The organism is Dickeya ananatis, from assembly GCF_019464615.1.
GTDB classification, from domain to species: Bacteria; Pseudomonadota; Gammaproteobacteria; order Enterobacterales; family Enterobacteriaceae; genus Dickeya; species Dickeya oryzae.
Map to the genome: position 1 here is coordinate 3,192,190 of NZ_CP040816.1, position 21,902 is coordinate 3,214,091.

Here is a 21,902-nt window from a genome sequence, read left to right on the forward strand (position 1 = left end):
CTGTATTCCTAAACAGCCTTGAACAGTAGCAGCATCAGACAGGCAAATACCGGTATGGCTGCAGTCAGACTATCAATACGATCCAGTACCCCACCGTGACCCGGGATCAGGTGACTACTATCCTTGATACCCGCCTCACGCTTGAACATGCTTTCAGTCAAATCCCCCAATACCGAGGCCAGTGTCGCGACAATAGAACACACCAACAGGGTAAAGGTTGAGATAGACAATGGCGCATAATGGCTAAACAGTAACGCAATCATTGCAGATGTTGCCAGCCCGCCGATGAAACCTTCCCAGGTTTTTCCCGGCGACACTTTGGGTGCCAATTTACGCCGACCAAACAGCTTGCCGAACAGATAAGCACCACTGTCAGCGCCCCACACCAGCACCATCACATACAGCAACCACCAGGCACCGCTAAAAGGATTGGTTTCATATTCGAATTGGCGCAGCGCCAACATACCCCAGAAAAAGGGCACGATAGTCAGCAGGCCAAAGCACAAACGCAGCGCACGGGAATGTCGCCACATTGCAGCGGAAGAGGGATAAAACAGCACCAGTAATAGCGCCACGCCCCACCAGGCAAGAGAAATCCATAGGGACAGGTAGACCGGCACAAACGTGATGGAATAGTGGTAATCCGGCAAGGTCAGCATCATCGCTGCCAGCAGGAAACCACAGGCAATGGAAAGCCAGATTCGCTGTGTGTAAGAAACCAAACCAGCCAGTTGACCCCATTCCCAGGCAGCCAGCATACAAACAGCCAGCGTCACCAGAGAAAAAACCAACGGCGGCAGGAAAAAAAGCGCCGCAATAACCAAAGGAATAAGAATCAGCGCAGTAATCAGGCGATACTTCAGCAAAAATACCCCCTACGATGCATCTGCATCGTCAGGCGTAGTTCCCCCAAAGCGACGCTCACGTTGAGCAAAGGCATGAATGGCACCTTCAAAGGTTTGTTCGTCAAAATCCGGCCAGAGAACATCGGTAAAATAGAGTTCTGCATACGCAATCTGCCATAGCAGGAAATTGCTGATGCGATGTTCTCCACTGGTTCTTATTAGCAAATCAACCGGAGCCAGATCGTTTAAGCACATGTAACGATTCAGAGTTGACTCATCAATAGTATCAGGACGCAGTATCCCTTCCTGAACCTGCTCGGCGATTTTTCTGACCCCGTGGATAATATCCCAACGGCCGCCATAATTCGCAGCAATATTCAGAGTCAGGCCCGTATTATTTTCTGTCATCGCTTCAGAACGTTGGATCAGTCCCTGTAATCGACTACTGAATCGACTAATATCACCGATGACTCGCAAACGGACATTGTGCTTGTGCAGGCTTTTGACTTCGCTATTCAATACACGCACAAACAGCTCCATCAGCGCAGAAACTTCCTGCGCCGGGCGGTTCCAGTTTTCGCTGCTGAATGCGTATAGCGTCAAGGCTTCAAGGTTCTGGCTGACCGCATAACTGATCGCACGGCGTACTGACTTCACTCCCGCCTGATGACCGGAGATCCGCAGCTTTCCCCTCTGTTTAGCCCAGCGGCCGTTGCCATCCATGATGATCGCGACATGACGAGGGCCGTTAGGTAACAACTTTTGATTACCGTGTTGATTTTCGGCGGGCATAGCGTGTATTGATTTCCTCGAGCAAGAAAATGATTATCCAGTCGCAGCCAAACCTGACAGCATAAAAAAAGCTGTGAGCACACAGCTTTCATCAACGTGGTATTTTATTAATAACCACCTGCATCAAGCGGCGCAGACTATACCATTTCAGGCGCATGTGAACAAACACACCCGCGTAAGGTCACTGATAACGCCGCAATACACTTTCTGCGGCTTGTCTTGCCCAGGTATCGATAGACAACACATCATCAACGCTTTGCGGCTCAGGTAATGTCAGTTGTTCCATCACGCACTGATTGACTGCGGCGATATCGGTAAACCGAATACCGGATTGTAAAAATGCCGCAACCGCAATTTCATTTGCCGCATTGAGTGCCGTCGTGGCAGCCTGCCCTTGATTACACGCCTCAATCGCCAGGCGCAAACAAGGGTAGCGCTGAAAATCCGGCTCAGAGAAGGTCAACGCGCCCAACCGGCTAAAGTCGAGCGCCGGTGCACCGGAAAAAACACGCTCAGGGTAAGCCATCGCGTAGGCTATGGGAGTTCGCATATCGGGTGTACCCAATTGCGCCATCACACTGCCATCCCGGTAACGCACCATGGAGTGGATAACGGATTGGGGATGGATAACCACTTCCATCTGTGATTCCGAGGCATTAAACAGCCATCGCGCCTCGATATATTCCAGTCCCTTATTCATCATGGTGGCGGAATCCACCGAAATCTTTCGCCCCATAGACCAGTTTGGATGGGCGCACGCCTGTTCAGGAGTCACACTCTCCAATGCAGCAAGCGGAATCTCACGAAATGGCCCCCCCGAACCGGTCAGCACCACTCGCTCAACCCCGTATTGCGTTAATGAAGCATATCCCAGTTGCCGCTGGATTGGCTCAGGTAAACTCTGAAAAATCGCACTGTGTTCACTATCAACTGGCAACAGTCTCGCCCCGTTCTTCGACACCTCGTCCATGAACAGGCGACCACAAGTCACCAGCGATTCTTTATTCGCCAGCAGAACCTGTTTACCCGCACGAATAGCCGCGAGTGCCGGCAACAACCCTGCAGCACCGACAATCGCCGCCATCACCTGATCGACCCCATCCAGCGCTGCCAGCTCGCAGGCAGACTGCGCGCCTGATAACACAGCCGTTCGACTGCCCGCATCACGTAAACGGATACGCAGTTCGTGCGCGGCATCTTCATCGGCCATTGATGCATACGCCGGACAGAATTCCAGGCACTGTTCCGCCATCAGCGAAACATTACGCCCGGCGACCAATGCCATTATCGAAAATTTGTCTGGATTGGCTCTGACCACGGCCAGTGAACTAACGCCAACAGAACCGGTGGAGCCGAGGATTGTCAGTTGCTTCATGAATATGACCTGATAAAGCTAGGGTTGATGACAGGCGTGGTGCCAGTCTGTAACGTCAGCGCCGGCCTGTCGATGAGGCTGGTGTGAAAATGCGTGGCGTTACGCAAAACATCCCGCATTAAAAAATCTGAAAAACAAAACGCCGCGGAAGGAGCAGACAACACTGCACACCTGCCAGCGGCGCTGTAACGAATCGATGAATCAGAAATCCATCAGTTCTTTTTCTTTCTCCGCCAGAGCGGCGTCAATCTTCTTGATAAAACCGTCAGTCAATTTCTGAACGTCATCCTGAGCGCGACGCTCTTCGTCTTCGCTGATGGTTTTGTCTTTCAGCTGTGCCTTGAGCTTGTCATTCGCGTCGCGACGAACGTTACGCACCGACACTCGCCCTTGCTCTGCTTCACCACGCACCACTTTGATCAGATCTTTACGGCGTTCTTCCGTCAGCGGCGGCAGCGGAACACGAATAACTGTACCGGCAGACATCGGATTCAGCCCCAGGTCGGATGCCATGATAGCTTTTTCCACCGCCGGGCCCAGGGTCCGGTCAAATACAGTGACAGCCAGCGTACGGGAGTCTTCCACCACGATATTGGCTAACTGGCGTAACGGCGTTGCGCTACCGTAATACTCCACATGGATACCATCCAGCAGATTAGGGGACGCACGACCAGTACGCACTTTACTGATCTGGTTCTTGAAAGCCTCTACGCATTTATCCATGCGTGTTTCGGCGTCTTTTCTGATTTCATTAATCACGTTGTGAACCCTTGAAAACTGGTTGCCAGTCAGGTCACGCACGGCTTGCATGACCCAGCGAATCATCGATTGCCAGCAGCAGGCTGGCAATATAGGCGCAATCTTGTGTCACCAAAACAAGATATTACCTTAAATTAGACGTTAGCCGTTATTACTGATCAACGTCCCTTCTTTTTCGCCCATCACGACACGACGCAGCGCCCCTGGCTTGTTCATATTGAACACACGGATTGGCAGATTATGGTCGCGAGCCAGCGTAAAGGCGGCCAGATCCATGACTTTGAGCTCACGCTCCAGGACTTCCTGATAATTCAGTGATTCGTAGAGCGTTGCATTAGGATCTTTAACCGGATCAGCCGAGAAAACGCCGTCTACTTTGGTGGCTTTCAATACCACGTCGGCTTCGATTTCAATGCCACGCAGGCAAGCCGCTGAGTCGGTGGTAAAGAAGGGGTTGCCGGTACCGGCAGAAAAAATCACCACACGGTTGTTACGCAGCAGACTGATAGCTTCAGCCCAGCTGTAATTGTCGCACACACCATTAAGCGGAATGGCCGACATCAGACGGGCGTTGACATAAGCACGATGCAGAGAATCACGCATCGCTAAACCGTTCATCACGGTTGCCAACATCCCCATATGATCGCCCACCACGCGGTTCATGCCTGCTTTGGCCAAACCCGCGCCGCGGAACAGGTTACCACCACCGATGACTACACCGACCTGAATGCCCAATTCAACCAACTCTTTTATTTCCTGGGCCATGCGATCGAGAATGCTCGCATCGATACCGAAACCTTCAGCTCCCTGCAGCGCTTCGCCACTCAGCTTCAGCAGGATACGTTGATATACGGGTTTTGCGTTGGTTGCCATGGTGTTCTTGTCCTAACAGGCTGTCATCGTACTGGGGGTTATTACTGCCACACCCGGCGCACCATCGATAAGGGGCCAGATGCCATGAAATTGCTTGTATCACGAATTACGGGTATCGCGAATAGCTTGGCTGGATAAAAAGGAACCGCCAACTGGCGGCTCCCTTTTTATTAAGACTGTTTGCTCATTGCTGCGACTTCAGCAGCAAAGTCAACTTCAGCTTTCTCGATACCTTCACCCACTTCGTAGCGGATGAAGTTGCTCACGGAAGCATTATGCTCTTTCAGCAATTGACCAACGGTTTTGTTCGGGTCCATCACGAAGTTCTGACCGGTCAGAGAGATCTCGCCGGTGAATTTACGCATACGACCTTCAACCATTTTCTCAGCGATTTCGCGCGGCTTGCCAGACTGCATGGCGATATCCAACTGGATCTGATGCTCGCGGGCAACCACGTCAGCCGGTACGTCTTCAGCGTTGACGTATTCCGGTTTGCTGGCAGCGATGTGCATAGCGATGTGCTTGATCAGCTCTTCGTCAGCACCGGTAGCAGCAACCATAACGCCGATGCGAGCACCGTGCATGTAAGAACCCAGCGCGTCGCCAGTCAGCACAGCGATACGACGGATGTTGATGTTTTCGCCGATTTTCGCTACCAGCGCGGTACGCTGTTCTTCGAATTTCGCTTTCAGAACGTCAACGTCAGTGATGCGGTCGTTCAGTGCAGCGGTAGCCACTTCTTCGCCAAACGCTTTGAAGCCAGCGTCTTTTGCTACGAAGTCAGTTTCGCAGTTCAGCTCAACGATGATGCCGTATTTGCCGTCAGCGGCAATCTTGGTCAGGATCACACCTTCAGCGGCAACACGACCCGCTTTTTTCGCAGCTTTAGCCTGGCCAGATTTACGCATGTTGTCGATTGCCAGCTCGATGTCGCCATTGGCTTCAACCAGAGCTTTTTTACATTCCATCATGCCTGCGCCGGTACGTTCGCGCAGTTCTTTTACCAGGGCAGCGGTAATTTCAGCCATTATCTTTTCCTCGGTTATCTCGTGGCGGAGATAAGTAAGAGATAAGTAAAAAGGGGGCCCGACAAGGCCCCCTAACCAACATATGTCAATACCTGGTTAATAAGGGCTCAACAGAGCTTGCCTTATTATTCAGCTTCGACGAAGCTCTCTTCTGCCTGAGCAGCCAGATCCTGAGAACGGCCTTCACGGACAGCAGCAGCAACAGCATTCAGGTACAGGCTTACTGCACGAATGGCGTCGTCGTTACCAGGGATGATGTAATCAACGCCATCCGGATCGGAGTTGGTATCAACAATTGCAAATACCGGGATACCCAGGTTGTTTGCTTCTTTGATAGCAATGTGTTCGTGATCCGCGTCGATAACGAACAGCGCGTCAGGCAGACCGCCCATGTCTTTGATACCGCCCAGGCTGTTTTCCAGCTTGTCCAGTTCACGAGTGCGCAGCAGCGCTTCTTTTTTGGTCAGCTTGTCGAACGTGCCGTCCTGAGCCTGAGTTTCCAGATCTTTCAAACGCTTGATGGACTGACGAACAGTTTTCCAGTTAGTCAGCATACCGCCCAACCAGCGATGGTTCACAAAGAACTGGTCGCAGTTGATAGCAGCTTCTTTTACCGCTTCGCTCGCTGCGCGCTTAGTACCAACAAACAGAATCTTGCCTTTACGGGAAGAAATTTTGCTCAGCTCAGCCAGGGCTTCGTTGAACATTGGTACTGTTTTCTCAAGGTTGATGATGTGAACTTTGTTACGAGCACCGAAGATGAACGGCTTCATTTTCGGGTTCCAGAAACGTTTCTGGTGACCAAAGTGTACGCCCGCCTTGAGCATGTCGCGCATGGAAACAGTTGCCATGATTACCTCTGTAGATTAAGTATGGGGTTATGCCTCCACGTGTCCCATTACACCGACCAGAATGGAAATCCATTACAGGCACCCCGGTGAATGTGTCGACACGTGTGTGTTATACACATAGTGAGTTCAGTTTGAACCGACAGGAACTCAGTCATCTGAAATTCCAGCCGGAACACCGGCGCGCTTTATACCATAAACAGCCCCCGGACACCAACTTTTGTTGCATTCTACCGCCGCACGTCCTACCCGCGATGACAGTCCCATGAAGGAATGATGATTTGGCAGTGTCAGGCTAGGCTGATACCATAAATCACTATTTACTGACCCTCTTTCGTCAAAACGACGATACCTGCGGACTGAATTCAATGGCAATCTCAATAAAGACCTCTGAAGACATCGAAAAAATGCGTGTGGCTGGCCGTCTGGCGGCAGAAGTGCTGGAGATGATCGAGCCCTATGTGGTGCCCGGCGTGAGCACCGGTGAACTGGACCGCATTTGCCATGACCACATCACCAACAAGCAAAATGCGATTTCCGCCTGCCTCGGTTATCACGGCTTTCCTAAGTCCGTCTGCATTTCTGTCAATGAAGTGGTATGTCACGGTATTCCGAGCGATGACAAAATCCTCAAGGACGGCGATATCGTCAACATTGACGTTACGGTGATCAAAGACGATTTTCACGGCGATACGTCCAAAATGTTCATCGTCGGCAAACCGACGATTTTGGGGGAACGCCTGTGCAAAGTAACGCAGGAGAGCCTGTATCTGGCGCTGCGGATGATAAAACCGGGTATCCGGTTACGCACTCTGGGCCGCGAAATCCAGAAATACGTCGAAGCGCAGGATTTCTCTGTGGTACGCGAGTACTGTGGTCATGGTATCGGCCGTGGTTTCCATGAAGAACCGCAGGTACTGCATTATGATGCCGACGACGGCGGCGTCGTGTTACAACCGGGTATGGTGTTTACCGTAGAACCGATGGTTAACGCCGGTGATTACCGCATTCGGACCATGAAAGACGGCTGGACGGTAAAAACCAAGGATCGTAGCTTGTCGGCGCAATACGAGCATACTATTGTGGTGACTGAAAACGGCTGCGAAATAATGACGTTGCGTAAGGATGACACCATCCCCAACATCATCACGCATCAGGAATAATTGAGCATAAGCCGGCTAACGCCGGCTTTTTTTTGTTTATGGTGGCGCAACATGATCGACAACAATTCCCCGCATGATATCACCGGCTCTCCGCCCTCCACGGCTCACCCCATTCCCGCATCACCGCTAACCTTCACGGATGACATGCTGAAATGTCAGACGCTGAAAACCCACCTGGAACAGTTTCAGAACTGGCTGGCGGAAGAATTCAAAGCGGGTGTGAGTGCAGAAGCCTTGATTGATGCCCGCACGCTATTTATCGACCATCTGATGCAACGACTGTGGCGGTTCTATGGGTTTGAAAGTACGCAACAAACCGCACTGGTCGCGGTGGGCGGCTACGGGCGCGGAGAATTGCACCCGCTGTCGGATATTGACCTGCTGGTGCTAAGCCAGCACAAGCTCACCGATGTACAATCTCAGGCGATCGGGACGTTTATCACCCTACTGTGGGACTTGCGGCTGGAAGTCGGGCACAGTGTGCGTACGCTGGATGAATGTCTGGAAGAAGGACGGGCGGATATTTCCGTCGCCACCAACCTGATTGAATCCCGTATGATTTGCGGTGACGTGGCGCTATTTCTCATGCTGCAAAAGCACATTTTCAGCGATGCGTTCTGGCCATCAGAAACCTTCTTTGCCGCCAAAATAGCAGAACAGCGCGAACGCCATCAGCGCTACCACAGTACCAGCTACAACCTTGAACCGGATATCAAAAGCAGCCCAGGCGGATTACGAGATATTCACACCTTGCTATGGGTCGCTCGTCGCCACTTTGGCGCGACATCGCTTAACGAAATGGTGGGATTCGGCTTCCTGACGGAAGCTGAGCGTAACGAGCTCAACGAGTGCCAGAGTTTTCTCTGGCGTATTCGCTTTGCTTTGCATCTGATCCTGCCGCGTTATGATAACCGCTTGTTGTTCGACAGGCAGCTTAATGTGGCACAACTGCTGCAATATCAAGGCGAAGGCAACGCGCCGGTTGAACGAATGATGAAGGATTTCTACCGTATGACGCGCCGGGTCGGCGAACTCAATCAGATGCTGCTGCAACTGTTTGATGAAGCCATACTGGCGCTGGATACCAACGAGAAACCCCGCCAGTTGGATGAAGATTTTCAGTTACGTGGTCAGCTTATCGACTTACGTGATGAAACGCTGTTTGAGCGCAAGCCTGAAGCCATTATCCGCATGTTCCACCTGATGGTGCGCAATCAGGAAATCACCGGGATTTACTCAACCACGCTGCGGCATTTACGCCATGCGCGTCGTCACCTGAGCCAGCCACTATGCACCATACCGGAAGCCCGTAGCCTGTTCATGAACATTCTGCGCCACCCGCGCGCCGTCAGCCGCGCGCTGTTGCCGATGCATACCCACAGCGTCCTGTGGGCCTATATGCCATTGTGGGGCAACATTGTCGGGCAAATGCAGTTTGACCTGTTCCATGCCTACACCGTGGATGAACATACCATCCGGGTGCTGCTGAAACTGGAGAGTTTTACCGAAGAGGCGACACGCGCATCCCACCCACTGTGCGTGGAGTTGTATCCGCGCCTGCCGCAACCGGAATTATTACTACTGGCAGCACTATTCCATGATATTGCCAAAGGACGCGGCGGCGATCACTCGGAACTGGGAGCCAAAGACGCGCTGGAGTTCGCCGCACAGCATGGGCTGAACTCACGAGAAGCGCAGTTGGTGGCCTGGCTGGTACGCTGTCACCTGTTAATGTCAGTCACCGCCCAGCGACGCGATATTCAAGACCCAGCAGTCATTCAGCAGTTTGCCGAACAGGTACAAAGTGAAACCCGGTTGCGTTACCTGCTGAACCTGACCGTGGCAGACATCTGCGCCACCAACGAAACGCTGTGGAACAGCTGGAAACAAAGCCTGTTGCGCGAGCTGTATTTCGCCACCGAAAAACAGTTGCGCCGCGGCATGCAGAACTCGCCGGACTTGCGCGAACGGGTGCGTCACCACCGTTTGCAGGCACTGGCGTTGCTGCGTATGGATAATATCGACGAAGAAGCGCTCTACCATATCTGGAGTCGCTGCCGTGCAGACTATTTCCTGCGTCACTCGCCAAATCAACTGGCCTGGCATGCCCGCCATTTACTGGAGCATGATGCCAGTAAGCCGATGGTCTTAATTAGCCATCAGGCCAGCCGCGGCGGTACCGAAATCTTCATCTGGAGCCCGGATCGCCCCTACTTGTTTGCGGCGGTCGCAGGCGAGCTGGACCGCCGGAATCTCAGCGTACACGACGCCCAGATCTTCACCAGCCGCGACGGTATGGCGATGGACACGTTTATCGTGCTGGAGCCGGACGGCAGCCCACTGGCACCGGATAGGCACGATATGATTCGCCATGCCATCGAGCAGGCCCTGACCCAGCGAGATTACCAGCATCCCAGGGTGCGGCGACCTTCCTCCCGCTTGCGCCACTTCAGCGTACCAACGGAAGTCAGCTTCCTGCCGACCCATACCGACAGGCGCAGCTATATGGAGCTGATTGCTCTCGACCAGCCCGGTTTGTTGGCTCGGGTCGGCGAAGTATTTGCCGACCTCAACTTGTCGCTGCATGGCGCGCGCATTTCCACCATCGGCGAACGGGTCGAAGACCTGTTTATTCTGGCTGATGGCGAAAGGCGGGCATTAAGCCCCGAATTGCGGCTTAAATTGCAACAACGGTTGACAGAAGCCCTCGACCCAAACGATAAAGTAGCTTCTTAAATATTAAGCTGCGTTCCACCATCGGGTATTGGTGGCACGCGGCCTGGTTTGATTAATCACGAAAGAGAAACAGGATGCAGCAATTACAGAACATCATCGAGACCGCATTTGAGCGTCGCGCAGAGATCACCCCGGCCAGTGTGGACGCGGTGACGCGCGAAGCGGTAAATCAGGTTATCAGCCAGTTGGACAGCGGTGTGCTGCGTGTGGCTGAGAAAATCAACGGTCAGTGGGTAACGCACCAATGGCTGAAGAAAGCGGTGCTGCTCTCTTTTCGCATCAATGACAATCACCTGATGGAAGGCGCGGAAACCCGCTACTACGATAAGGTGCCCATGAAATTCGCCAGTTACGACGAAGCACGTTTCCAGCGTGAAGGGTTCCGTGTTGTCCCTCCGGCCAGCGTGCGCCAGGGGGCATTTATCGCCCGTAATACCGTGCTGATGCCTTCTTACGTCAATATCGGTGCCTACGTTGACGAAGGCACGATGGTGGACACCTGGGCAACCGTCGGCTCCTGCGCCCAGATTGGTAAAAACGTACACCTGTCCGGCGGTGTGGGTATCGGTGGCGTACTTGAGCCGCTGCAGGCCAACCCGACTATCATTGAAGATAACTGCTTCATCGGTGCGCGTTCTGAAGTCGTTGAAGGCGTGATCGTTGAAGAAGGCTCAGTCATTTCGATGGGTGTCTTCATCGGCCAGAGCACCAAGATTTACGATCGTGAAACCGGCGAAGTGCATTACGGCCGTGTACCGGCAGGCTCTGTGGTCGTTTCCGGCAACCTACCATCCAAAGATGGTAGCTATAGCCTGTATTGTGCGGTGATCGTGAAAAAAGTGGACGCGAAAACCCGCGGTAAAGTGGGCATTAATGAGTTATTGCGCACTATCGACTAATACCACTATCGACTAAACTGAATGGCGGGTAACACAACCCGCCATTTTTTACGGCATCTCGCCGTCACGACCAACAGTACTGGCACAGTTTTTCAGGCCGACGTAAAACAAGAAAGGTGGTGTTATGTACGACAATCTGAAAAGTCTTGGGATTTCCAACCCGGAAGATATCGACAGGTACAGTCTCCGTCAGGAGGCCAACAACGATATTCTGAAAATTTACTTTCGCAAGGATAAAGGGGAATTCTTCGCTAAAAGCGTCAAATTCAAGTACCCACGCCAGCGTAAAACCATCGTGGCAGACAATGCCGGGCAGGGTTACAAAGAAATCAACGAGATCAGCCCCAATCTGCGTTATGTCGTGGATGAACTCGATCAGATTTGCCAGCGTGATCAGGCTGAAGTGGATTTGAAACGTAAGATTCTGTCTGACCTGCGCCATCTGGAAAGCGTGGTCACCAATAAGATCAGCGAAATCGAAGCCGATCTGGAAAAACTGACCCAACGTTAAGCTAGCGGGCATCACCCCTTGCTATTGAGGCTGATGCCGTATCACCAACGCGGTTTGTGATACGACAACCCTACGCCAGCCATACAAGAAACGGGGCCTGATGGCCCCGTTTTCACAACCTGAATGCAGACAGCCATTAGGCCGTCAGCATCGCTGCCCAGGACTCTACCCATGGGCAGGAAACCACTTCCGGCTCCGGATGCTCAGCCGCGTCAATTTCCAACAACTCGCCAACACGTTTTGCACCCATCTCCTGTAACAGTGCATCAAACTGATGCCCACCGCCACAGAAGGTATCGTAGCTGCTATCGCCCAACGCAATCAGCCCATAATGTAGGTCTGGCTGATAACCCACTTTTTCGCGCAACGCCTCGTACAACGGCAGGATAGACTCAGGCAAGTCCCCTTGTCCGGTGGTAGAGGTCACCACCAGTACCGTTTGCTGACTGTAAGCCAGCCAGTCATCCACTGAAGCATCCTCGAAAATTTTCACCTCATGTCCATGAGCTTTGAGAATGCTTTCCGCTTCTTCCGCAACCAGCAACGCATTACCGTATACGGTGCCAACAAAAATACCTACTTGCGCCATGACGCTGACTCTCCTTTTTTACGCTGACGTCAGGTTGCTATCCTGACCCGACGCCGACGGAAACTCAACCCTTTCAACATCAGGGAGATGGCCTTGCCAGTCAAACTGCGTCATTACGCCTTGCCATGCCTCATCCCAGCGCGCTGTGATAACCAGCGGCTCGTTGGTCACCGGATGGATGAGCGATAACTGGCTGGCATGCAGCATCAAGCGGGCACAGCCAAAGTGCGACGCCATGCCACGATTCTGACGCAGGTCGCCGTGGGTCGTATCCCCAATGATGGGATGACGCAAATGCGCCATATGTCGCCTCAGTTGATGCTTACGGCCGGTTTTAGGCGTTAACTCCAGCAGGCTGTAACGGGCCGTGTCATAACGCCCGATAGCCACAGGCAATTCAGCATGAGCCAGCACCCGATAATGGCTGACGGCAGGCTGTGGCGCTTTATCCGGGTCGGCGAATTTATCAGCGATGCGGTCCAGTTCCTCCGTCAAAGCATAATCAATGACGCCATTTTCCATCACGTAGCCACGTACCACTGCGTGATACATTTTCTCCATCTGATGTTGCTCAAACTGCTGCGCCAGCAGGCGCGCCACATCCGACGATAACGCCATTAACAACACGCCGGAGGTTGGGCGATCGAGGCGGTGTACGGTAAACACATGCTGACCAATCTGGTCGCGCACCGTTTGCATCACCACCACTTTTTCTTTGCGATCCAACCAACTGCGATGCACCAGCCAACCTGATGGTTTATTTACCGCTATCAGATGCTCATCCTGATAAACAATCTCCAGCATCCTTATCCCTCAAACAAAGCGTCAAGCACACGCAGTTGCGTCAGCAACTCACCTATTTCCGCCGAACGGCCATCGAACGCCACCTCGAAATAAGGCAGAATCGCGAGCCGCGTTGGCAACGGTGCGTTACCATCCAGCAATGCATGCATACGCGGTAAAAAAACCCACTGCAGCCACTGTTCCGCCGCCATCGTATCGATACAGAACGGCTCCTGGCTGGCAAATGCGGTTTCGTCAGGCGCAGAAGACTGCCATAGCGGGCTCGCTTTCAGCGCACGCTCAATAGCAAACAGCGATTGTCGAATCTGAATCTCTACACTCATGGGCCAGGTTCTCATCAGGCACAATAACAGGGCGGCAAAGCATAGCATCGTTACTGTATTCTGGCACTCCGATCCCCGACATCAACGCAACCACAGCAAGCGAGAGAATAAAAAAGGGATAACCCCCACAACGAAAAGAGGGAACCGATTTCTCGGTTCCCTCTGGTTCGTTTGCAGCAATCCCGCTACCTTGTTGCTTCCCTGCTCGTCCTTGAAAACTTGTCCTTTATGGTCGTCCTAACCCACAATCCTTGCTGGCGATCCCTCTTTCATCCGTGACGTTCGCTCCTTCACAATCATCCGTGATCCCATTCCTTTAGGCTCCTGCCCCACCGGCATTCCCAGGCCGGCTCTCATTCTCCTTCCTGGAGGTGTCCCTTATTTCATCCTGAAAAAAGAGTCTGGCTGTAACAACGTTTACGCGTCCTGCCCTCCTGGCATGGTCGACATAACCTGTTACCGTGTTACGAAACTGAATAATAAGATGTATTAATTAAAGCGAATCAGCAAGCCACCCAAATGCCACAATAACCATACAAAAAGTGCGTCTTGATGGCGATTGCCATTAATTCATTAATTAATAATACAAAAATCGAATGGAAATCTTAGTTTAATATTAAAGATAAGAGATCGCTTACACACAATGTAAGAGATCTCTCACACGCCGAAAAGCGAAACACGATTCAGCATTATGGAATCAATGGCAATAGCTTATATAGAAAATCAGTCAGATTGGGTGACAACACCCGACGCTGGCGTGTACCAAATTCTTCCAGCACCACTTCGCCACTCAGGTTACATAAAGAGATTAGCGACATTTCAGAATCCGTTGTCCCCAAAAATAATGTAGGTGACAATTTTAGTCGTTTTTGTGTCAAAAGGTGACCAATCAGATTCTCTTGCAGACGAATGACATCATCCTCGCTCCAGGCCTGAAGCAGCGTGAAATCCAGCGCCTCAAAACGTGCCGTCATATCACCGGCAAATTGGCTGGTATAAAAAGCATGAATATCCGGATGTAACTGAATCTCCAATGCCTTCTCAACGCCATCCAGTTGCACAGGGGTGGCCGACGTCTGTGGCAACCAGTGCACCTGGTTTTCCAATGTGGTGACAATACAGGGGGAAGCCACGCCGTACAGCTCATCGCTCGCCGGTGGGTGCCCGGTTTCTCGTTGCCATAGCTCGACATAATGCCGGGTGAACACGCTCAGCGCCTGTGATACCTGCTGCTCCATCTTGCCTCTCACTCTGTACCGGTTAACGACTACTGGTACGCATTTTATCCTGATTATGGTGCCCGACGTCGACAGAATACGCATCAAAGTGCGTAACGCTGCGCAACTTTACCGTTGAAGCGCGAGCATACCTTGGCAAAAGACTATGCGACACGTTAAGGTGAGGTATCAGAGAAACATACCACACAAACGCATTGAACCCGCGTTTGTATCCCGGTTATCTCGTATCGGCATCGTGTTGTATCTGCACGATATTGCATCAACCCGGTATTGTCTCAATACATAAGTCTGATAACTGTATGGTTTTATGAGTGTATGGATTTATCAATGAACGACAACAATGTCTTGAACAACTGTAGCCGCACACTGCGTTTCAGGGAGTAGTATGATCACACACATCAGCCCGTTAGGATCCATGGATTTATTGTCGCAGTTGGAAGTCGACATGCTGAAAAGCACCGCCAGCAGCGATCTTTACCGGTTATTCCGTAACTGCTCCCTCGCTGTACTGAATTCTGGCAGTCAAACGGACAACAGCAAGGAGTTGCTCTCCCGCTACGAGGATTTCGACATCAACGTGCTGCGCCGTGAGCGTGGCGTCAAACTGGAACTGGTCAACCCCCCCGAAGAGGCGTTTGTTGATGGGCAAATTATCCGCTCACTGCAAGCCAACCTGTTCGCCGTGTTGCGCGACATCCTGTTTGTGAACGGCCAGATAGCGAATGCTGGTCGTTATCAGAATCTGGATCTTGAAGACTCCACCCACATCACCAATCTGGTGTTTTCCATTCTGCGTAACGCCAGAGCCCTACACGTCGGCGAGGAGCCGAATCTGGTTGTATGCTGGGGCGGTCATTCCATCAATGAAAACGAATACCTGTATGCCCGTAAAGTCGGCAGTCAGCTGGGTTTACGCGAACTGAACATTTGCACCGGTTGCGGTCCGGGCGCGATGGAAGCGCCAATGAAAGGTGCCGCCGTAGGCCATGCCCAGCAGCGTTACCGGGACGGACGTTTTATCGGGATGACCGAGCCTTCCATCATCGCGGCTGAGCCCCCTAACCCGCTGGTGAACGAACTGATTATCATGCCGGATATTGAAAAGCGCCTGGAAGCCTTTGTGCGCATCGGCCATGGCATCGTGATTTTCCCCGGCGGGGTGGGTACGGCGGAAGAGTTCCTGTATTTGCTGGGCATCATGATGGACCCGTGCAATAGCGAGCAGGTGCTGCCGATTATTCTTACCGGTCCGAGGGAAAGCGCCGACTACTTCCGGGTGCTTGATGAATTCATTGTCAGTACCTTGGGTCGTCAGGCTCGTCGCTATTATTCCATCATCATTAACGATGCGGCCGAAGTCGCCCGGCAAATGAAGAAAACCATGCCGCAGGTGAAAGAGCACCGACGCCACACCGGCGATGCTTACAGCTTCAACTGGTCGCTGCGTATCGCGCCAGACCTGCAACTGCCGTTTGAGCCGACGCATGAGAACATGGCGAATCTCAACCTGCATCCCGACCAGCCCGCCGAACAGCTGGCTGCAACGTTGCGCCGGGCCTTTTCTGGTATCGTGGCCGGTAACGTCAAAGACGCAGGTATCCGCCTGATCGAAGAATTCGGCCCTTACAAGTTGCACGGTAACGCCGACATCATGAAAAACATGGACCGGCTGTTGCAGGACTTTGTCTCCCAGCAGCGCATGAAGCTGCCCGGCAGCGCCTATGTGCCATGCTATGAAATCTGTTCCTGACCATCAGTCAGCCACCGGCATTAGCTGGTGGCGACCACTCACATGATCACCGCTTATGGCCGTACACCTATTGATTGTCGACGCGCTCAACCTGATAAGACGCATTCATGCGGTACAGGGCTCGCCTTGTCTGACCGCCTGTCAGCATGCGTTGAATCAGTTGCTCCAGCACAGTCGACCCACCCACGCCGTTGCCGTTTTTGACGACGAACATCGCGACCAGAGCTGGCGCCATCAGTTGCTACCGGAGTACAAGGCCGGGCGCGCACCTATGCCGGAAAATTTGTCGCATGAGTTACCGCAGATAAGAGAGGCCTTTTTGGCGCTCGGGGTCGCTAGCTGGCACTCGCCAGGCAATGAAGCGGACGATCTGGCCGCCACGCTTGCCAGCAAAGTCGCCGCCCAAGGGCACCAGGCCACCATCGTGTCAACCGACAAAGGCTACTGCCAGTTACTGGCACCCACCCTGCGCATTCGGGATTACTTTCAAAAGCGTTGGTTGGATGTTCCGTTCATCCAGCAGGAATTTGGCGTGCAACCAGAACAGCTACCGGATTACTGGGGGCTGGCGGGTATCAGCAGCAGCAAAATACCCGGCGTCAGCGGTATTGGGCCAAAAACGGCCGCACAGTTGCTGCAACAGGCAGGCTCGCTGGAAGCGTTGTACCAGCAGTTAGAACAGATACCGGAGAAATGGCGTCGCAAGCTCGAATCGCAACAAGAGATGGCTTACCGTTGCCGTCAGGTTGCGACACTCAGAACCGATCTGGTACTGAACGGCAACCTGCAACAATTGCGTCTGCCCGTATCGGGTTAGGCGTGGGGTTAGACATGTGGGGTTAGAGACATAAAGTCAGGCTGTCGTTGGACCGTTGCGCAATGGCATGCACCTTGCGGCCAACGGCAGCCCTGTCACACACTTAGCGCTCGTCGCGACGACCGGGAATCGCACCCCAAATACGTCGTGCGTGGACAGTCACCTCTTCACGGTCATGATAGAGGTGCTTGGCGTGGATCTCGAAGTTAATGCCGTTCTCTTCCAGCCGCTGCGCCAGCAGGGCCAGATTCTGGGTCACTTCCTCATAACGCTTTTTCATCGGTAGTTTGAGGTTGAAGATCACTTCACGACACCAGCCATTAACCAGCCAGTCCGCCATCCGGCTGGTGACTTTGGCCGGCTTTTCTACCATATCGCACACCAGCCAGTAGATATTGTTGCGTGGTGGCTCAAAACGAAAACCGTCAGCCTGATGATGGATAACCTGCCCGGTATCCATCAGGCTCGGTGCCATCATACCGTTATCGACGGCATGCACCATCATACTGCGTTTAACCAGCTGATAGGTCCAGCCCCCTGGGCAGGCACCTAAATCCACCGCGAACATACCACTGGCGAGACGTTCATCCCACTCGTCAGCCGGTACAAAAACATGAAAGGCCTCTTCCAGCTTCAGCGTCGAACGGCTGGGGGCGTCCGCAGGGAATTTCAGCCGGGGGATGCCCATATAGAACGGCGAATTGTTATTGCTGTAGGAATAGCCGACATAGCAGCAACCGGGGGCGATAAACAACACATGAATCACCGGGCGGCTGGCTTTCTCCTGCGCCAGCAGGATGCGGTTTTCCCGTAGTGCAGCGCGCAGCGGCACCGTGAACTTACGGCAGAACTTCATCAGTTCCTTGCTTTCGTTCGTATCCGGTACTTCAACCCGAAGCTCACCGGCACGCTCCAGCGCCCCAGTCAGCATGCCCACTATCGGCGTGATGCGATCTTCCGGTGGTAAGTCACGTAATAACTCGCCACAAACCATCATCTGACGAGCAAACACCAACTCCTGGAACGGTAATTCTTTAATCAGTCGATCGGCATCTTCATGCTGGTAGCACTCAAACACCACATAACCGCTATTGTCTTTTACCCGTACAAAGCCATAAACATTATGATGCGCTGCTTTGTCGGTAATTTCCGCCGCGCATTCTTTCTCAAACCCAGGGCGGCAATACAAAATCACTTTATTCATGCTACTCAGCCTTTTTCTTTAAGCGTAAGGCTCCAATTAACAGTAACAGCCAACCCGTCAGGAAGCAGAAGCCCCCTACCGGGGTGACAAATACCCACAGTTTGAGCTGCGACAAGGCCAGGCAATACAGACTGCCGCTAAACAGCAGCGTACCTAACGCCAGAAACGCCGCGCTCCAGTAAAACCAGACATTCGCCCGTTGATGCATCATCACCGACAACACCAGAATCGCCAGCGTATGAAACGCCTGATACTGGAGCCCGGTATGCAACCAGGACATTTCAGCTTCGCCCAGCGACTTGCTCAGTACATGAGCGCCAAATGCGCCCAATGCCACGTAGACAAACCCACTGACGGCAGCAAATATCAACATAAAACGGCTGTTCATCGTTCGAGTGTATCCATATCAAGAAAAAGAGACTGAACCCGGAGGGCTCAGTGTAAACGGAATGTGCAACGAAAACGGTCGATCAACGCGCCGTGTTATCGTAGCGGAAACGGAATTTTTCCTGTTCGCTGGCCGCCCGCGCCAGGATCCACTGACGAAAGGCGGCTATTTTACCCAGTTCCGCCTGACTGTCATGACAAACCAGATAAAACGCATTCTTACTGACCAGCACGTCGTTAAACGGGCACACCAATCTGCCAGCCTCAATTTCCGTTTGTGCCATCACATTGTTAGCCAGCGCCACCCCTTGCCCGTGGATCGCCGCCTGCAGCACCATCGCACTATGACTAAAAATCGGCCCTTGCTGCACATTAATTTGTGCGATACCTAGCTGGCGGGTGTAAGCCAGCCAGTCACGCCGTGAGGCATCATGCAACAGCGTATGCCATGCCAAATCCGCCGGCGTTTTCAGCGGATGCTCTCCTGCCAGTAACTGCGGCGCACAAACCGGTAGCAGATACTCAGCGTAGAGCTTTTCCACCCGCAGCCCCGGCCAGTTACCCCGGCCGTAAAAAATCGCCACATCCACATCGTCAGACAATCGTTCTTCTTCACGGTCAACAGCCTGAATTCGCACATCAATACCGGGGTATTCAGTATTAAAACTCGATAAACGGGGGACCAGCCAATGGATGGCAAAGCTGGGCAGCAGACTGACGGTGAGCGCACCTTTAGCACTGCGTGCCTGCAACTTACGGGTTGCCTCATTGAGCGCGGAAAAGATTTCCTTGATATCCAGAAAATAACTCTGTCCTTCCTCCGTCAGCAATAAAGAACGGTTACGACGGCGAAACAATTTCAGGCCGAGAAAATCCTCCAGCGATTTGATCTGATGGCTAACGGCAGCCTGGGTAACAAATAATTCTTCGGCTGCACGGGTAAAGCTCAGGTGGCGGGCAGCAGCATCAAAGACACGTAGGGCATTGAGAGGCGGCAATCGTTTCGACATAAACCGGATTCTTCATAAGCGGCTTATCCCGGTAGCCGTACCGCGATTTGCCATTAGTTTTTGTAATCCGATGCATTATAAATTGTCCGTTGAGGATGTACCAGCAAATACCTATAGTAGCGCCACTTCCCTGAGCCGGAACGAGAAGCACACCAGCTAGCTGATGTGTTTTTGGCTTGTGGTTGTGATGTTGTGTTTGCTATTTATTTACTGTCTGCATTTCAGACGTGGTAGCGATGCTACCTTTCATTTCCTGTACATTTACCCTGTCTGTCTAAGTGATTTTTGCATAGCACCGCATTTTTGCGGTGCTTTTTTTTCGTCTGTACTGTCGACTCTGACGTTATCCGTCACTTCGCTTCCGTCATTGATTTCAGGTCATTACGGTTAATTTGTTGATGATGACCGTAGGCGTCGGTGTAACTAATCAGGCCCGTTTCATCATCCACTTTGGGTTTACCATTAGCAACGATAGTCCGCCCATCAGAGGTTTCCAACACATAGTTGCTGGAACAGGCTGACAACGACAACACCACACCCAGCGCGATAAGAACAACAATCTTATTCTTCATAATTAACTCCTGATGATTTTTAATGCCTAAATTATGGCATTTCTCGTTATTAAACGCTAAAACCAGCAAGGTTAAGGGTAGCAAGATGCGCGCAGTTTTCGTTCAGGATCGTCCTAAACTTGTTTCAGCCACAAAAATGGGACAGGATCTGTCGTTCAACAGAGGATCGACATGAAACCGTTCAACGCCCCATCTTTTCGCCAGCACTTTCCTGCGCTTCGTCAGCCAGGCGTCTATCTCGATAGCGCCGCCACCGCGCTGAAGCCGGATGCCGTCATCACCGCAATTGAGCAGTGTTACGCCAGTGAAACGGGTAATGTGCACCGCAGCCAGCACCGTGCTGCCCGCCAGTTATCGGCATCGTTTGAACTGGCGCGCGGAAAAGTCGCCAGCTTCATTGGCGCCCGGCAGGCGCGCAGCATTGTCTGGACGAAAGGGACAACGGAAGCCATCAACCTGGTAGCACAATGTTATGCCCGCCCCCGGTTACAACCCGGTGATGAAATTCTGGTCTGTGAATCCGAGCACCATGCGAACCTGATCCCGTGGCTGATGGTGGCGCAGCAAACAGGGGCGCGCGTGGTAAAACTGCCGATTGACGCAGACCATCAACCCAGCCTCCATCTGCTCCCCTCGCTGCTCAATACCCGAACTCGCCTGCTGGCGATTAGCCAGATGTCGAATGTGACGGGTGGAATGCCGGATCTGCGACTCGCGATTACACTGGCACATCAGGCCGGTGCCGTGGTGATGGTCGATGGCGCGCAAGGCATTGTGCATGGGCAAACGGATATCTCAGCGTTAGATGCCGACTTTTATGCCTTCTCTGGTCACAAACTGTATGGCCCGACCGGTATTGGCGTGCTGTACGGTAAACCCGACCTGCTGGAAAGCATGCCGCCCTGGCACGGAGGGGGAAAAATGATGACGACGGTATCGTTTGACGGTTTTACGCCTCAATCGATCCCGCAACGGTTTGAAGCGGGTACGCCACATATTGCTGGGGTTATCGGTCTGGCGGCAGCGATTGACTGGTGGCAGCAACAGGATCGTATCGCCGCAGACAAGCACAGCATCACGTTAGCGAGCGATGCAGAGCAACAACTGAGCGTATTGCCCGGCTTTCGCAGTTTCCGGGCTCCCAATTCCAGCCTGCTGTCCTTCACTATAGAAGGAGTGCATCACCATGATCTGGTGACATTGCTGGCGGAAGACGGCATCGCCCTGCGGGCAGGCCACCACTGTGCCCAACCGCTGATGGCGGCGCTGGGGGTCGCGGGCACGCTGCGCGCTTCATTTGCGCCCTACAACCAGCAACAGGATGTGGACAAACTGGTCCACTCGACCCAAAAAGCACTTGAATTACTGATGGATTGATT

22 protein-coding genes are annotated in these 21,902 nt (G+C 52.7%); 7 read left to right on the top strand and 15 right to left on the bottom strand.

Annotation, left to right across the window (positions count from 1 at the left end):
- Nucleotides 1-8: 8 nt before the first annotated feature.
- The 7 genes from cdsA to rpsB all read right to left on the bottom strand — a co-directional run bounded on the left by cdsA (nt 9) and on the right by rpsB (nt 6,523).
- Nucleotides 9-866 (bottom strand): phosphatidate cytidylyltransferase, encoded by an 858-nt coding sequence (cdsA, locus tag FGI04_RS14070; RefSeq protein WP_407273052.1) that lies wholly within the window; start codon nt 864-866, stop codon nt 9-11.
- Between the two features lie 9 nt (nt 867-875).
- The gene (gene ispU / locus FGI04_RS14075; protein WP_342700483.1) at nt 876-1,637 is read right to left on the bottom strand and encodes a (2E,6E)-farnesyl-diphosphate-specific ditrans,polycis-undecaprenyl-diphosphate synthase; all 762 of its coding nucleotides are present in this window, start codon (nt 1,635-1,637) and stop codon (nt 876-878) included.
- 181 nt (nt 1,638-1,818) lie between these two features.
- Nucleotides 1,819-3,012, bottom strand: coding sequence for a 1-deoxy-D-xylulose-5-phosphate reductoisomerase (gene ispC / locus FGI04_RS14080; RefSeq protein WP_342700482.1), 1,194 nt, complete (start codon nt 3,010-3,012; stop codon nt 1,819-1,821).
- A 201-nt stretch (nt 3,013-3,213) separates the two neighbouring features.
- Nucleotides 3,214-3,771, bottom strand: a complete 558-nt coding sequence (gene frr / locus FGI04_RS14085) for a ribosome recycling factor (protein ID WP_023639093.1) — start codon at nt 3,769-3,771, stop codon at nt 3,214-3,216.
- Between the two features lie 141 nt (nt 3,772-3,912).
- The gene (gene pyrH, locus FGI04_RS14090) at nt 3,913-4,644 is read right to left on the bottom strand and encodes a UMP kinase (protein ID WP_012883662.1); all 732 of its coding nucleotides are present in this window, start codon (nt 4,642-4,644) and stop codon (nt 3,913-3,915) included.
- A 170-nt stretch (nt 4,645-4,814) separates the two neighbouring features.
- On the bottom strand, nt 4,815-5,672 hold the full coding sequence (gene tsf, locus FGI04_RS14095) for a translation elongation factor Ts (protein ID WP_342700480.1): 858 nt from the start codon (nt 5,670-5,672) through the stop codon (nt 4,815-4,817).
- Nucleotides 5,673-5,797: 125 nt separating this feature from the next.
- On the bottom strand, nt 5,798-6,523 hold the full coding sequence (gene rpsB / locus FGI04_RS14100) for a 30S ribosomal protein S2 (protein ID WP_102801195.1): 726 nt from the start codon (nt 6,521-6,523) through the stop codon (nt 5,798-5,800).
- Nucleotides 6,524-6,888: 365 nt separating this feature from the next.
- On the opposite strand from rpsB, the gene map reads away from it, so the two are divergent.
- From map to FGI04_RS14120, 4 genes are all read left to right on the top strand, one after another.
- Entirely contained in the window at nt 6,889-7,683 is a 795-nt protein-coding gene (map, locus tag FGI04_RS14105) for a type I methionyl aminopeptidase (RefSeq protein WP_248588203.1), read from the top strand.
- Nucleotides 7,684-7,734: 51 nt separating this feature from the next.
- Complete coding sequence (gene glnD / locus FGI04_RS14110; protein ID WP_342700479.1) at nt 7,735-10,419, top strand: bifunctional uridylyltransferase/uridylyl-removing protein GlnD; 2,685 nt, start codon at nt 7,735-7,737, stop codon at nt 10,417-10,419.
- Between the two features lie 74 nt (nt 10,420-10,493).
- Nucleotides 10,494-11,318: a 2,3,4,5-tetrahydropyridine-2,6-dicarboxylate N-succinyltransferase gene (gene dapD, locus FGI04_RS14115; protein ID WP_342700478.1), complete on the top strand. Its 825-nt coding sequence runs from the start codon at nt 10,494-10,496 to the stop codon at nt 11,316-11,318.
- Nucleotides 11,319-11,442: 124 nt separating this feature from the next.
- Nucleotides 11,443-11,829 carry a DUF3461 family protein gene (locus FGI04_RS14120; RefSeq protein WP_016942188.1) on the top strand — a complete coding sequence of 129 codons (387 nt, stop codon included), beginning with the start codon at nt 11,443-11,445 and terminating at the stop codon, nt 11,827-11,829.
- A 136-nt stretch (nt 11,830-11,965) separates the two neighbouring features.
- Here FGI04_RS14120 and FGI04_RS14125 read toward each other — a convergent pair whose 3' ends face one another.
- The 4 genes from FGI04_RS14125 to syd form a co-directional block, all read right to left on the bottom strand.
- On the bottom strand, nt 11,966-12,418 hold the full coding sequence (locus tag FGI04_RS14125; RefSeq protein WP_342700477.1) for a flavodoxin: 453 nt from the start codon (nt 12,416-12,418) through the stop codon (nt 11,966-11,968).
- 18 nt (nt 12,419-12,436) lie between these two features.
- Complete coding sequence (gene truC / locus FGI04_RS14130; RefSeq protein ID WP_342700476.1) at nt 12,437-13,222, bottom strand: tRNA pseudouridine(65) synthase TruC; 786 nt, start codon at nt 13,220-13,222, stop codon at nt 12,437-12,439.
- Nucleotides 13,223-13,224: 2 nt separating this feature from the next.
- Nucleotides 13,225-13,545: a YqcC family protein gene (locus FGI04_RS14135; protein ID WP_342700475.1), complete on the bottom strand. Its 321-nt coding sequence runs from the start codon at nt 13,543-13,545 to the stop codon at nt 13,225-13,227.
- Nucleotides 13,546-14,234: 689 nt separating this feature from the next.
- Nucleotides 14,235-14,783 carry a SecY-interacting protein gene (gene syd / locus FGI04_RS14140; RefSeq protein ID WP_342700474.1) on the bottom strand — a complete coding sequence of 183 codons (549 nt, stop codon included), beginning with the start codon at nt 14,781-14,783 and terminating at the stop codon, nt 14,235-14,237.
- Between the two features lie 385 nt (nt 14,784-15,168).
- On the opposite strand from syd, the gene ppnN reads away from it, so the two are divergent.
- Complete coding sequence (ppnN, locus tag FGI04_RS14145) at nt 15,169-16,533, top strand: nucleotide 5'-monophosphate nucleosidase PpnN (protein ID WP_016942128.1); 1,365 nt, start codon at nt 15,169-15,171, stop codon at nt 16,531-16,533.
- A 55-nt stretch (nt 16,534-16,588) separates the two neighbouring features.
- The gene (gene xni, locus FGI04_RS14150) at nt 16,589-17,350 is read left to right on the top strand and encodes a flap endonuclease Xni (protein WP_342700473.1); all 762 of its coding nucleotides are present in this window, start codon (nt 16,589-16,591) and stop codon (nt 17,348-17,350) included.
- Between the two features lie 103 nt (nt 17,351-17,453).
- Here the strand turns inward: xni and rlmM are convergent, their stop codons facing one another.
- The 4 genes from rlmM to FGI04_RS14170 all read right to left on the bottom strand — a co-directional run bounded on the left by rlmM (nt 17,454) and on the right by FGI04_RS14170 (nt 20,523).
- Nucleotides 17,454-18,554, bottom strand: a complete 1,101-nt coding sequence (gene rlmM / locus FGI04_RS14155; protein WP_407274688.1) for a 23S rRNA (cytidine(2498)-2'-O)-methyltransferase RlmM — start codon at nt 18,552-18,554, stop codon at nt 17,454-17,456.
- A 1-nt stretch (nt 18,555) separates the two neighbouring features.
- Nucleotides 18,556-18,942, bottom strand: a complete 387-nt coding sequence (locus tag FGI04_RS14160) for a DUF423 domain-containing protein (RefSeq protein ID WP_016942131.1) — start codon at nt 18,940-18,942, stop codon at nt 18,556-18,558.
- Nucleotides 18,943-19,024: 82 nt separating this feature from the next.
- The gene (locus FGI04_RS14165; RefSeq protein WP_012883647.1) at nt 19,025-19,951 is read right to left on the bottom strand and encodes a transcriptional regulator GcvA; all 927 of its coding nucleotides are present in this window, start codon (nt 19,949-19,951) and stop codon (nt 19,025-19,027) included.
- 350 nt (nt 19,952-20,301) lie between these two features.
- Nucleotides 20,302-20,523, bottom strand: a complete 222-nt coding sequence (locus FGI04_RS14170; RefSeq protein ID WP_342700470.1) for a YgdI/YgdR family lipoprotein — start codon at nt 20,521-20,523, stop codon at nt 20,302-20,304.
- Nucleotides 20,524-20,694: 171 nt separating this feature from the next.
- Here FGI04_RS14170 and csdA point away from each other — a divergent pair, with 171 nt between their 5' ends.
- Nucleotides 20,695-21,900: a cysteine desulfurase CsdA gene (csdA, locus tag FGI04_RS14175; protein ID WP_342700469.1), complete on the top strand. Its 1,206-nt coding sequence runs from the start codon at nt 20,695-20,697 to the stop codon at nt 21,898-21,900.
- The last annotated feature ends 2 nt before the right edge of the window (nt 21,901-21,902 follow it).

Coding starts and splice junctions, on each gene's coding strand:
- ispU (WP_342700483.1), bottom strand. CDS start 1,637: ATGCCCGCCGAAAATCAACACGGTAATCAAAAGTTGTTACCTAACGGC.
- ispC (WP_342700482.1), bottom strand. CDS start 3,012: ATGAAGCAACTGACAATCCTCGGCTCCACCGGTTCTGTTGGCGTTAGT.
- pyrH (WP_012883662.1), bottom strand. CDS start 4,644: ATGGCAACCAACGCAAAACCCGTATATCAACGTATCCTGCTGAAGCTG.
- tsf (WP_342700480.1), bottom strand. CDS start 5,672: ATGGCTGAAATTACCGCTGCCCTGGTAAAAGAACTGCGCGAACGTACC.
- rpsB (WP_102801195.1), bottom strand. CDS start 6,523: ATGGCAACTGTTTCCATGCGCGACATGCTCAAGGCGGGCGTACACTTT.
- map (WP_248588203.1), top strand. CDS start 6,889: ATGGCAATCTCAATAAAGACCTCTGAAGACATCGAAAAAATGCGTGTG.
- glnD (WP_342700479.1), top strand. CDS start 7,735: ATGATCGACAACAATTCCCCGCATGATATCACCGGCTCTCCGCCCTCC.
- dapD (WP_342700478.1), top strand. CDS start 10,494: ATGCAGCAATTACAGAACATCATCGAGACCGCATTTGAGCGTCGCGCA.
- FGI04_RS14120 (WP_016942188.1), top strand. CDS start 11,443: ATGTACGACAATCTGAAAAGTCTTGGGATTTCCAACCCGGAAGATATC.
- FGI04_RS14125 (WP_342700477.1), bottom strand. CDS start 12,418: ATGGCGCAAGTAGGTATTTTTGTTGGCACCGTATACGGTAATGCGTTG.
- truC (WP_342700476.1), bottom strand. CDS start 13,222: ATGCTGGAGATTGTTTATCAGGATGAGCATCTGATAGCGGTAAATAAA.
- FGI04_RS14135 (WP_342700475.1), bottom strand. CDS start 13,545: ATGAGTGTAGAGATTCAGATTCGACAATCGCTGTTTGCTATTGAGCGT.
- syd (WP_342700474.1), bottom strand. CDS start 14,783: ATGGAGCAGCAGGTATCACAGGCGCTGAGCGTGTTCACCCGGCATTAT.
- ppnN (WP_016942128.1), top strand. CDS start 15,169: ATGATCACACACATCAGCCCGTTAGGATCCATGGATTTATTGTCGCAG.
- xni (WP_342700473.1), top strand. CDS start 16,589: ATGGCCGTACACCTATTGATTGTCGACGCGCTCAACCTGATAAGACGC.
- rlmM (WP_407274688.1), bottom strand. CDS start 18,554: ATGAATAAAGTGATTTTGTATTGCCGCCCTGGGTTTGAGAAAGAATGC.
- FGI04_RS14160 (WP_016942131.1), bottom strand. CDS start 18,942: ATGAACAGCCGTTTTATGTTGATATTTGCTGCCGTCAGTGGGTTTGTC.
- FGI04_RS14165 (WP_012883647.1), bottom strand. CDS start 19,951: ATGTCGAAACGATTGCCGCCTCTCAATGCCCTACGTGTCTTTGATGCT.
- FGI04_RS14170 (WP_342700470.1), bottom strand. CDS start 20,523: ATGAAGAATAAGATTGTTGTTCTTATCGCGCTGGGTGTGGTGTTGTCG.
- csdA (WP_342700469.1), top strand. CDS start 20,695: ATGAAACCGTTCAACGCCCCATCTTTTCGCCAGCACTTTCCTGCGCTT.